This is a genomic window from Nostoc sp. NOS(2021) (genome assembly GCF_017115025.1).
Lineage (GTDB): Bacteria > Cyanobacteriota > Cyanobacteriia > Cyanobacteriales > Nostocaceae > Nostoc.
The window spans coordinates 33,137-44,086 of sequence record NZ_JABXKM010000147.1 but is presented as its reverse complement, the minus strand read 5'-3'; the positions used below and the strand labels follow the sequence as shown (position 1 = coordinate 44,086).

Sequence of the window (10,950 nt, the reverse complement as noted above, 5' to 3'; positions counted from 1 at the left end):
TTACCCCCCTTAATCCCCCCTTATAAAGGGGGGAAACAGGAAATTTAGTTCCCTCCCCTTTATAAGGGGAGGGTTAGGGTGGGGTAACGCGGATCGTCATGGTCAGTGAGTGAACTCAATATCACGCTTGACAAGGGTTTCACGTTAAGTTGACACCAATGAGCTTTTTCTGTGCCCCTACGATAAATCTATATGTATCAGGGTTTGCGTGAAATGGTATCAGAACTCCGTTCATCCACCTCAGAACTCCGTTCATCCACCTCAGAACTCCGTTCATCCACTTCAGAACTCCGTTCATCCACTTCAGAACTCCGTTCATCCACTTCAGAACTCCGTTCATCCACCTCGGAACTCCGTTCATCCACCTCGGAACTCCGTTCATCCACTTCAGAACTCCGTTCATCCACTTCAGATACTCAAACTTCTTACTCAGCACTCAGCACTTTCCAATCAAAAGGAAAAGCTAGTTTATGAACTAAGCTACCTACTTAATAATTTGTTTCAAAATTTAAAATACAGGCTGTTCATTTTGCTTGTGATTTGGGAATTTTAATAGGTGAAGGCGTTTTACAGCATTAGACCAACATTAAGATACCCAATGTTCAAGAATATGACCTTGCAAACACGGTTGATCAGTTCATTTTTATTTATGGGACTGATTGTACTTATGATCGCCTTGCTGGGATGGTTCACCACCAACCAGTTAAATCAGTACATTAACATCCTAGAGACGGATAACATCCCCAGTCTGTCCGGGATATGGAAGATTAACGAAGGTCAAATACACATCCAATCGGCAGAACGGTTACTATTTGATCCTGAAGTCACTGTTAGTGAAAGACAGGGTGCAATAACTCAAATCCAGGACGCTTGGAAACAGATGAACGAAGGTATTAAACAGTACGAAGGAACGCCATTAAGCGAACAAGAAAAAAAAGAGTATGACTTACTTAAAGAACAACTGGATGCCTGGAAGAAAGCCCATGAAAAATTGTTAGATGTTGAGCTACAGTTTAATCAAATTGGTGTTCGCAATCCTTGGAAAAAACAAATCGAATTAATGCGTCAAGGAAAAGATAAATCATCTGATTTTGCCACTGTTCAAACGGCATTTGAATTACGTAATCGCATGGATTCTGAGGGAACAAATAGGGAAGAACCGTTATTTAAAATAAGTGATGAGCAAGCAGGCAAACTTTTAAAACTTAATGAAGGTTACATATCAGATACACAAAAGGAAGTCGAACACAATGTGGCTCGCAGCCTTTTATGGATTTCTGTGGGAATTGCCATTGGCCCTATAACTGCGATTATTTTGGGGTTTGTAATCGCTCGACAAATTGCATTTCAGATTATTAGTGTTGTTAGGGTTGCAGAGCAAATTTCCACGGGGAACTTAACAACTCAGGTCAAGGCTGACTCCAACAGCAAAGATGAAATGAATAGACTCTTAACTGCTTTCCAAACTATGACTCAGAATCTCAACACTCTGATTCGTCAGGTACAGCATTCAGGCATCCAAGTGACTACCTCAGCTACTCAAATAGCAGCTTCGGGTAAACAATTAGAAGCGACGCTCACTGAGCAGTTAGCTTCTACTAATGAGGTAACTGCCGCTACTAAAGAAATTTCCGCCACCTCTAGGGAACTAGTAAGTGCAATGGAACAAGTTGCGACGATTTCACAAGTCACGACGACAGCCGCAAATGATAGCCAAAAAGACATTGTGCGGATGGAAACTACTATGCGGCAGTTAGCAGAAGCCACTAATGCGATCGCTGCCCGACTGGGAGTAATTAGCGAAAAGGCAAATAGCATTAATACTATCGTTGTCACAATTACCAAGGTGGCAGACCAAACGAATTTGTTGTCATTAAATGCTGCGATCGAAGCCGAAAAAGCTGGAGAGTATGGCTTAGGCTTTGCTGTAGTTGCTAGAGAAATTCGCCGACTAGCAGATCAAACCGCCGTTGCTACCCTCGACATTGAGCAGATGGTCAAGCAGATGCAATCGTCAGTCTCTACAGGTGTGATGGAGATGGACAAGTTTGCCGCAGAAGTAGGGCGGAGTATGGAAGATGTTGCCAGCATCAGTACACAGGTTGGGCAAGTTATCCAGCAAGTGCAAGACCTGAATCCGCGATTTGAGTTTGTCAGCCAGGGTATGGAAATCCAATTTGTGGGAGCGCAACAAATTAGTGAGGCGATGGTGCAGTTGAGCAGTACCTCGGTGCAAACTGCGGATTCCTTGCGGGAAATTAATCATGCGATCGCCCAACTTAACCAAGTGGCGCAGGGATTGCGTCAAGAGATTGCCCGCTTTCAGGTGAAAACAGAAGACGCTATACCCTTGATTCACCAATTCTCTTGATTAACCCTTATGAACCCGATCGCTACTCCATTAAATATTGAACGTTGTTGGAATTTTATCGGCATTCAGGGCGATCGCTCTTGTCCCCAATTAGCCATCTATACCCATTGCCGCAATTGCCCCGTTTACTCTACTGCTGGTCGTCATTTGCTAGAGCGCTCTATACCTGAAGATTATCGGCAAGAGTGGACTGAGTTACTTGCTAAATCTAGAGCCGATGAAGATTCCCAGATATCCCATGCTTTACCCACAACTCAAATGACGGTTGTAATTTTTCGTCTGCAACGGGAATGGCTAGCACTTTCTGCCCAAATCTTTAAAGAAATTTCCCCTCCGAGCGTGATTCATACCCTACCGCATCGCAGCAACCAAATCTTGCGGGGATTGGTAAGTATCCGAGGCGAATTGCTCTTGTGTATCTCTTTGAGTCATCTGCTGAATTTGGAAGTTGCCGATACAGCAATACAAACGCTGAGTCCAGTGGTGTATTCGCGCATGGTGGTGCTGGAAAAGGCAGGTAAAACTTGGGTCTTTGCTGTAGATGAACTTTATGGGATACACCGATTTCACCGGGATGAATTACAAGATGCGCCTAAGAGTCTGACTCAAACATATACTAAAGGATTATTTCACTGGCAACCGGACGGGAAGCAAATCGAGCGATCGCACAGTGTCAGCTATTTAGATGATGAATTATTATTCACCACCTTAGCTAGGAAGGTGCTGTAATCAAAAACCTAACCCCCCAACCCCCTTCTCTACAAGGGAAGCTACGGTGTTATACACAAGTCAAATTACCCCCCTTAATCCCCCCTTAGAAAGGGGGGAAACAGGAATCTAGTTCCCTCCCCAATCCATCGGGGAGGGTTAGGGTGGGGTAAAACTGACGCAAAAAACTAGGTGAGTAAACTATTTCATACTTGTGTATACACGGTAGCTACTTGTAGGAGAGGGGTTGGGGGAGAGGTTCTTCCAGGATTAATGAATCGGTCTTCTAGGAAAACTTGTCATGTTAGAAGAATTTGATGTCAGCAATCTTTCCTTGCTTGATTTATTCAACATGGAAGTCAAAGCTCAAGTTGTGGTATTGAATGATTGCCTATTGGCACTGGAGACGAAGCCCGATCCCCAAAAAGAATTGGAAGCTTTAATGCGGGCAGCCCATTGCATCAAAGGCGCCGCCCGAATTGTCCAAATTGAGCCGGCTGTCAACATTGCCCATGTGATGGAAGACTGTTTTGTTGCGGCTCAAGAAGGAAAAGTTATCTTAACTGCCGATCGCATTGATGTGTTGCTGCAAGGGGTAGATATGCTCCTACATATAGCTGAAACGGTTACAGCTAACCCAAATTTGCAGATGTTAGAAGATGTTGGCATTGAATCGCTAGTGAGTGCGATCGCTAATATCCTAACTCCAGAGGCAACCTCTACAGTAATTCATCCCCTACTAATAACAGCGCAGTTAGAAGAGAACCAACAGACAATCCTTGTTTCCCCACCCCCGCTAAATATCTCCACATCTTCAGAAGAACTAGACATCACCCCAAATCGGGCGGTGCGAATGAGTACTGAAAATCTGAATCGCTTGATGGGTTTAGCAGGAGAGTCTTTAGTTGAGGCGAACTCTTTAGAACCATTTGCTAACTCTTTGCTGAAACTGAGAAGCAATCAGGGGGAATTGTCCAACCTGCTAGAGAACTTACAGGAATTATTGGGCAACTATCATCTGAATCGGCAAATTAAAGAAAACTTAAGTGCAGCTCATCAAAAAGCTAAAGAATGTTACCAGATGATGAGCGATCACCAAAACGAACTAGAACTATTTTCTCAGCGTTCTGCTAACCTTGCCCATCGCCTGTATCAGGAAATTATTGCTACTCGGATGTGTTCCTTTGCTGATGGGGGACAGGGATTTCCGCGAATGGTACGTGACTTAGCAAGACAATTGGGTAAACGGGTGAAACTGGAAATCGTCGGTAAGTCTACTTTGGTAGATCGAGATATTCTAGAACGTCTAGAAGCTCCGTTGACTCATATTCTGCGGAATGCGATCGATCATGGCATTGAACCGCCCCAGGAACGTCTAGCAGTAGGAAAGCCAGAAGAAGGAATTATTCGCATTGAAGTTACCCATCGCGCCGGAATGCTGTTTATCAGTGTTTCAGATGATGGACGGGGAATCGATATCGAGTTTTTGCGCCAAGCAGTGATCATCAAACAACTGACAAACCCGGAAATGGCCGCCCAACTTACCGAAGTCGAGTTAATGGAATTCCTGTTTTTACCTGGTTTCTCGACAACCCAGACTGTCACCGAAATTTCGGGTCGAGGTGTGGGGCTGGATATAGCCCATAGCACAGTGCGGGAAGTTGGCGGGACGTTGCGGGCGGTTTCTGTGTTGGGAAGAGGCATCACCTTTTATTTGCAGTTACCATTGACCCTATCTGTGATTCGTACCCTGCTGGTGGAAATTGCCGGTGAACCCTATGCCTTTGGACTCGCACGCATTGAACAGGTAGTGATCTTGCCCAAATCTAATATTGCTGTATCGGAAAATCGTCCATTTTTCCTGATAAATAATCAACCTGTGGAGTTGATTTTGGCAAGTCAAGTTTTAGAGTTACCCTCCCGTGCGGTGAATATAGAATCGCTGTCAGTTATTGTAATTAGCGATCGCCTCAACCGTTATGGATTAGTTGTAGATCGGTTTCTCGGTGAGTGCAGTTTGGTTGTCCGACCTTTAGATCCCCGCCTTGGTAAAGTCGCCAACATTAGCGCCGCCGCCCTCATGGATAATGGTTCTCCAGTGTTGATTGTCGATGTCGAAGATTTGGTACGTTCCATTGCGAAGGTGTTTTCCAGTGGACAACTCTCTCAGGTAAATCAATCTGCTCATCAAGCAGTTACCAAAGTTTACAAGCGAGTGTTAGTGGTAGATGATTCGATAACTGTGCGCGAAATGGAGCGCAAACTCTTGGAAAACAATGGTTATAAAGCTGAAGTCGCAGTTAATGGCATTGATGGTTGGAATGCAATCCGCAGTGGCGATTATGACTTGGTGGTGACAGATATTGATATGCCCCGAATGAATGGCTTTGAACTTACCAGCCAGATCAAAACTCATGCCAAGTTGAAGCAAATACCCGTGATTATCGTATCTTACAAAGATCGGGAAGAAGACCGACTGCAAGGGTTAGAAGCAGGTGCAGACTACTACCTGACTAAGAGTAGCTTTCATGATGACACTCTGTTAAAGGCGGTGATTGATCTAATTGGAGAGGCATAAACCAATTTTAGATTTTGGATTTTGGATTAAAAGTATTTATTACAAGGCTTTTTCATCAATCTCAAACAATACTATTTATCCCATTTTTGTATAATTAAGTAGCTGGGCGAAATTAAATATAAAATGTCATTGCGAGCGGAACGCAGTGGAGTGAAGCAATCGCAAAGACTGAGATTGCTTCACTTCCTTCGCAATGACAAACTATCTTATATTTATTTATAACCATCTACTTAATGAAAGAGCGCTCTTACTTAATCTGGGTTTCCAGTCTTATATTTATAGCCTTATTTTGGATAATTCCTACTATGTAGTGTGTCAACTTGAAATTGATAAATAAATCTTTGACAATCCAAAATCCAAAATCCAAAATGGTATAACCTGTGAGAATTGCGATCGCAAATGATATGTTCATGGCTGTAGAAGCACTGCGGCGTGTTCTGGTAAAAATACCAGACTGCAAGCTGGCGTGGGTTGCTTACGATGGCGTGGAAGCCGTGAACAAGTGTGCAGACGATACTCCCGATTTGATTTTGATGGATGTGCTGATGCCTAGCATGGATGGAGTAGAAGCTACACGGCACATCATGAGGCAATCTCCCTGCGCTATTGTGATGGTTACTGCTAGCGTTAATCGCTATGCAGCCAAGGTTTTTGAAGCAATGGGGTATGGAGCCTTGGATGCCATCAACACGCCAGCTTTCGGTGATGATGGGCTACTAAATAAAATTGCCACGATCGCCCGCTTAATTGGTAAATCTTCACATCAGCGATCGCCGCCTATCCATCGCCCAAAATCACTTCCACCCCTAATTGTGATCGGGGCTTCCACTGGTGGCCCCCAAGCATTGACAACTATTCTCTCCCAATTTCCCCCAGATTTTGGGGCGGCTGTGGTGATTGTCCAGCATATAGATGCCCAATTTGTCGAAGGTTTTGCCACCTGGTTGAACGAGCAAATTCCTCTGCCTGTGCAACTAGCGATCGCAGGCGCCATACCACAGCCTGGTAAAATTCTCGTTGCTGGCACAAATCTTCATTTAGTGATGCGTCCCGACCTCACCCTTGGCTATGACAAAGAACCACTAAATTTTTCCTCCCGTCCATCCATCGATGTTTTCTTCACGAGTGTGGCTAAACATTGGACTAGAAAGGGGGTTGGGGTGTTGCTGACGGGGATGGGTCAAGATGGCGCTCAAGGCTTAAAACGATTGCGCGAAGTAGGTTGGCATACTATTGCCCAAGACCGCAAAACTTGCGTTGTCTATGGTATGCCGAAAGTAGCAGTGGAATTAGGATCTGCGGTGGAGGTTTTGCCAGTTGAAGCGATCGCATCAGCCTGTATCAAGTGTTTTCCGCCTGATCTATGGTAAATACTTAATACTATACTACTTAATTATACTATTAAACTTACTTGTTATTACTCTGGAATATCTTAGTATAATCAGTTACGGTAAATTGGAGTAACTTATTAAGATACCTTTACATATAGCAATCCTAAATCATTCGTGAAAAGTTAGATCCCCGACAACTTTTACGAAGTCGGGGATCTGGACACCGATAATTTTCACAAATCAGATAGGGTTACTATAGAAAGTATTTCAAATTACTATCAATACTTAATTACTGATATATAATTGCGACATTATAAAAAAATAAATTTTCGTTATTAGTTTGTAATTTTTCAAACAAACACCATTTAAAGGTGCTAAATGAACCTACAAGAAACAGCACTCTTACAAATATCTCAAGAGACAGAAAGATTATCACCGAAGTGGAGTGAACCACAAACCCCACAAGCTGTGCCATTTATTGTGGACTCCAAAACATCCGCAGTCAGGCTTTTGCTAATTGACGATCAAGTAATTATTAGCGAAGCCTTCCGTCGGATGATTGCGACAGAAACAGATATTTCCCTTCACTATACAAGCAATCCAGCTAAAGCTATTCAAGATGCGATCGCCATTGCCCCAACGGTGATCTTCTTGGATATGATCATGCCAGAGATAGATGGATTAATGCTACTGCGTTGGTTTCGCTCTCATCCAGTAACTCGTGATATTCCTATTGTCATGCTATCCAGTAAAGAAGAAGCAAAGCTGAAAGCCGCCGCCTTTACTGAGGGTGCAAATGACTACCTAATCAAGTTACCCGATGCAGTTGAGTTAATTGCCCGCATCCGTTATCATTCCAAAGCATACAATAACCTCAAAGCACTTACTACAGCAACTGCTACTGCCCAACTTCAAGCACAACAATTAGAACATACCTTACGGGAATTACAAACTACCCAAGTTCAATTGATCCAGACAGAGAAAATGTCTAGCTTGGGTCGGATGGTTGCAGGTTTAGCCCACGAAATTAATAATCCTGTGAATTTTATTCATGGAAATTTTAACCACTTGAATAACCATGTTAACTGTCTTTTAAATTTAATCGAACTATATCAACAAAAACATCCTGAATCACATTTTGTATTGCAAGATGAGTTTGGTGATTGTAACCTTGATTTTATCATCGATGATTTACCAAAAATTCTTTCATCCATGAAGATAGGGACTGATCGGATTCGTGACATTGTACTGTCCCTAAGAAACTTTTCTCGACTCGATCAGTCAGAGAAAAAAGCTGTTAATCTTCATGAAGGTATTGAAAGTACTTTATTACTTTTAAACCATCGACTCAAACAAAAAATTGAAATTATTAAAATATATGGAAATCTTCCACCAGTTCAATGTTATCCAGCACAACTGAATCAAGTATTTATGAATATTCTTAGTAATGGTATTGATGCTTTACTAGAGCTAGATGAACAGAGACAAAAGCAAATTGTGATTAAAACTGAAGTAACTGAACTGGCAACAGTCATAATTAGATTTAGAGATAACGGTTCTGGAATTGATTCCGAAATCCAAAGTAAGATATTTGATCCTTTTTTTACAACTAAACCTGTCAACAAAGGAACGGGACTAGGTTTAGCAATTAGCTATCAAATTATTGAAAAACATCAAGGAAATATCCAGCTAAAATCTGAACTTGGTTATGGAACAGAATTTGCGATTGAAATTCCAATAGCATTACCAGTTACTGATTTTAGTACAATTCCTGTATAAGAAGTCAAAATCCAGAATCCAGCTACCGAATCTTGATTATGAATCATTTGTCACTGCTTGCCTGTGTGGGATGAGTAACGCTAGTCTTAAAAGAAATCGTGCAAAGCAAAACCCTAATCCAAGAAGTCGAGTAGGAAGCTACAATGGCAATTCCAAATAAACAAGTAAAATCTAATACTGATATTTTAGATAGTAGACGCACTCAAACTCGTATCCAAGTTCGCATTCCTAAAGATTTGCATGAGGAACCAGTTATTTCACGACTGGTTTCTCACTATGGGGTCACAGTCATTATTGCTGATGCTCAGGTAAACGCAAACGTGCCACAATATAGCTGCTTCGATCTGGAACTACGAGGTACTACTTCCCAGATTGAAAGCGCCTTAACTTACCTGGATGAACTGGATTTAGAAGTTTTGCAGCAATCCAGCCCTGAACAAGACGGTTGGTAGATTTAGTTAGGAGTTAGGAGTTATGAGTTAAAAAATTCATAACTCATAACTCATAACTTTTAACTCTTAACTTTGTTTAAGCCATTTGATTTTCAATCGCCCACCGCGCTAGTTCAGTGCGGTTGTGGAGATTGGTTTTGCCCAACATATTGGACACATGGCTTTCAACCGTGCGCTGACTAACATTTAGTTCTTCAGCAATTTCCCGGTTAGCTAAACCCCTAGCGACAAACTGGACTACTTTCAGTTCGGTTGGGGTTAATTGCACATCGAAGGGAACCTGGATACGGGAACCGTTTTCGCCTCCTTTAGCTTGGTGTTCTTTCCAACGGATAGTTTGTTTCAGCGAGGATTCAACTTGCGCTACGAGTTCTTCTGGTTCAAAGGGTTTGACCATATAAACATCAGCACCTTTATTCAGACCCTTAACTCGGTCTGCACTTTGTCCCTTAGCTGAAAGGAAAAGAACCGGAATCCAGCTGGTGCGTTCGTTTTGCCGGACTTGTTCCACAAAAGTATATCCGTCCATTTCCGGCATCATCACGTCGCAGATGATCATGTCTGGAACATCTTGCTCTAAAATTTCCAGAGCTTCACGTCCATTTTCGGCGGTGATGACTTCATATCCCCGGAATTCTAAGTAATCCTTCACCAGCAAGATGAGGTTAGGGTCATCATCAATCAATAGAAGTCGTTTGTGATCTTTCATGCTGGGCTCTTTCATAGCAGTGGCACTTGTCGCGCTTCGGTCCATCAAAGTCTTGAATATTTATCCTCTATGGTGGGTTATTTCGAGATATTGTCCTTTTATCCTACTTAACTTGCCTTTGCTGTCTCGAAGCCTCAAAAATGCCGAGCATTTTCAAGAGACTAGTAGCTCGTTAGCTAAAGTCCAGCAAGGATACGTATAGCAGTAGTATCTATAATGCGCTATTATATATCGCATTGAAAGGGGTGGGCGAAAAAACACTGATTAAATAATAATCTTTCTGACTCACAAGTAAGTATTGGCTTAAAGATGACCCTAGCTCAAAACCAACCCACACTTTCTTTAAGCTTACTGCTATACCATATCCTTCGGTTGTTAAGCCTCTATGAGGTGTTCACAAGAAACTAGGGAAGTTTCTGGCAAAGGATGGGTTAAAAATCCATATTTTTCTACCACCTTTTCTACCACCTTATTGCCTATTAAGTGTTCTTGGATGATCCGCTCAATAACTTCCGGGTTTGCTTGGCGATACCAGACCCCATCAGGGTAAACTACCATTATGAGTCCAGAACAACAAACGCGCAAGCAGTTGGCTTTAGTTCTATAGACGCAAATGGGATGACTCTGTTGCGACTCATCAAGTTTTAACTCTTTAAGTCGCTTTTTTAAGTACTCCCAGGATTCCAGACTAGCTCGTTTTGAGCAGCAGTTAGCAATTGTCTGGTCAGCGCAAATAAAAGTGTGTCGCTGAATTTTTGCAAGTCCTAAACTTTCTACACAATTACTCAGGGTCTTATATTCTGGAGACTTAGTGATTTTGGGGATTTGATGGCTGGACTGGATCACTGTATTTTACTCATTGAGCGGCTCCCTGATTACAGTTCTATAACAATTTCCCAGCTTTGCAAATAAAGTTGAGTTGGGAATGGGGAGTGGCAAATGGGGACTTGGGGAAGAATTCTTATAACTCCCTACTCCTAACTCCTAACTCCCTACTCCCCACTCCCTACTCTCTTCGTAAC

The 10,950-nt window shown here is 42.5% G+C and carries 10 protein-coding genes; 6 read left to right on the top strand and 4 right to left on the bottom strand.

The genetic code is table 11. The features are described 5' to 3' along the window. Positions 1 to 197: 197 nt before the first annotated feature. Positions 198 to 407, bottom strand: coding sequence for a hypothetical protein (locus HWQ41_RS19370; RefSeq protein WP_292766198.1), 210 nt, complete (start codon positions 405 to 407; stop codon positions 198 to 200). A gap of 191 nt (positions 408 to 598) precedes the next feature. Between HWQ41_RS19370 and HWQ41_RS19365 the strand changes: the two genes are divergently transcribed. From HWQ41_RS19365 to HWQ41_RS19355, 3 genes are all read left to right on the top strand, one after another. Beyond that, complete coding sequence (locus tag HWQ41_RS19365; protein WP_292766196.1) at positions 599 to 2,371, top strand: methyl-accepting chemotaxis protein; 1,773 nt, start codon at positions 599 to 601, stop codon at positions 2,369 to 2,371. Between the two features lie 9 nt (positions 2,372 to 2,380). Then, complete coding sequence (locus HWQ41_RS19360; protein ID WP_292766194.1) at positions 2,381 to 3,100, top strand: chemotaxis protein CheW; 720 nt, start codon at positions 2,381 to 2,383, stop codon at positions 3,098 to 3,100. Positions 3,101 to 3,380: 280 nt separating this feature from the next. Beyond that, complete coding sequence (locus HWQ41_RS19355) at positions 3,381 to 5,657, top strand: hybrid sensor histidine kinase/response regulator (RefSeq protein ID WP_292766192.1); 2,277 nt, start codon at positions 3,381 to 3,383, stop codon at positions 5,655 to 5,657. Positions 5,658 to 5,904: 247 nt separating this feature from the next. Here HWQ41_RS19355 and HWQ41_RS19350 read toward each other — a convergent pair whose 3' ends face one another. Then, on the bottom strand, positions 5,905 to 6,069 hold the full coding sequence (locus HWQ41_RS19350; RefSeq protein WP_292766190.1) for a hypothetical protein: 165 nt from the start codon (positions 6,067 to 6,069) through the stop codon (positions 5,905 to 5,907). Here HWQ41_RS19350 and HWQ41_RS19345 point away from each other — a divergent pair. The 3 genes from HWQ41_RS19345 to HWQ41_RS19335 all read left to right on the top strand — a co-directional run bounded on the left by HWQ41_RS19345 (position 6,068) and on the right by HWQ41_RS19335 (position 9,219). After that, entirely contained in the window at positions 6,068 to 7,027 is a 960-nt protein-coding gene (locus HWQ41_RS19345) for a chemotaxis response regulator protein-glutamate methylesterase (protein WP_292766188.1), read from the top strand. The two genes, HWQ41_RS19350 and HWQ41_RS19345, sit on opposite strands and share 2 nt — an antisense overlap. A gap of 339 nt (positions 7,028 to 7,366) precedes the next feature. Further along, complete coding sequence (locus tag HWQ41_RS19340; protein ID WP_292766186.1) at positions 7,367 to 8,767, top strand: ATP-binding protein; 1,401 nt, start codon at positions 7,367 to 7,369, stop codon at positions 8,765 to 8,767. Between the two features lie 143 nt (positions 8,768 to 8,910). Next, complete coding sequence (locus HWQ41_RS19335) at positions 8,911 to 9,219, top strand: NIL domain-containing protein (protein ID WP_292766184.1); 309 nt, start codon at positions 8,911 to 8,913, stop codon at positions 9,217 to 9,219. Between the two features lie 76 nt (positions 9,220 to 9,295). Here HWQ41_RS19335 and HWQ41_RS19330 read toward each other — a convergent pair whose 3' ends face one another. Then, the gene (locus HWQ41_RS19330) at positions 9,296 to 9,973 is read right to left on the bottom strand and encodes a response regulator transcription factor (protein WP_012407592.1); all 678 of its coding nucleotides are present in this window, start codon (positions 9,971 to 9,973) and stop codon (positions 9,296 to 9,298) included. A gap of 330 nt (positions 9,974 to 10,303) precedes the next feature. Next, complete coding sequence (locus tag HWQ41_RS19325; RefSeq protein WP_292766182.1) at positions 10,304 to 10,774, bottom strand: ferredoxin; 471 nt, start codon at positions 10,772 to 10,774, stop codon at positions 10,304 to 10,306. Positions 10,775 to 10,950 lie beyond the last annotated feature (176 nt).

Coding starts and splice junctions, on each gene's coding strand:
- HWQ41_RS19365 (WP_292766196.1), top strand. CDS start 599: ATGTTCAAGAATATGACCTTGCAAACACGGTTGATCAGTTCATTTTTA.
- HWQ41_RS19360 (WP_292766194.1), top strand. CDS start 2,381: ATGAACCCGATCGCTACTCCATTAAATATTGAACGTTGTTGGAATTTT.
- HWQ41_RS19355 (WP_292766192.1), top strand. CDS start 3,381: ATGTTAGAAGAATTTGATGTCAGCAATCTTTCCTTGCTTGATTTATTC.
- HWQ41_RS19345 (WP_292766188.1), top strand. CDS start 6,068: ATGGCTGTAGAAGCACTGCGGCGTGTTCTGGTAAAAATACCAGACTGC.
- HWQ41_RS19350 (WP_292766190.1), bottom strand. CDS start 6,069: ATGAACATATCATTTGCGATCGCAATTCTCACAGGTTATACCATTTTG.
- HWQ41_RS19340 (WP_292766186.1), top strand. CDS start 7,367: ATGAACCTACAAGAAACAGCACTCTTACAAATATCTCAAGAGACAGAA.
- HWQ41_RS19335 (WP_292766184.1), top strand. CDS start 8,911: ATGGCAATTCCAAATAAACAAGTAAAATCTAATACTGATATTTTAGAT.
- HWQ41_RS19330 (WP_012407592.1), bottom strand. CDS start 9,973: ATGGACCGAAGCGCGACAAGTGCCACTGCTATGAAAGAGCCCAGCATG.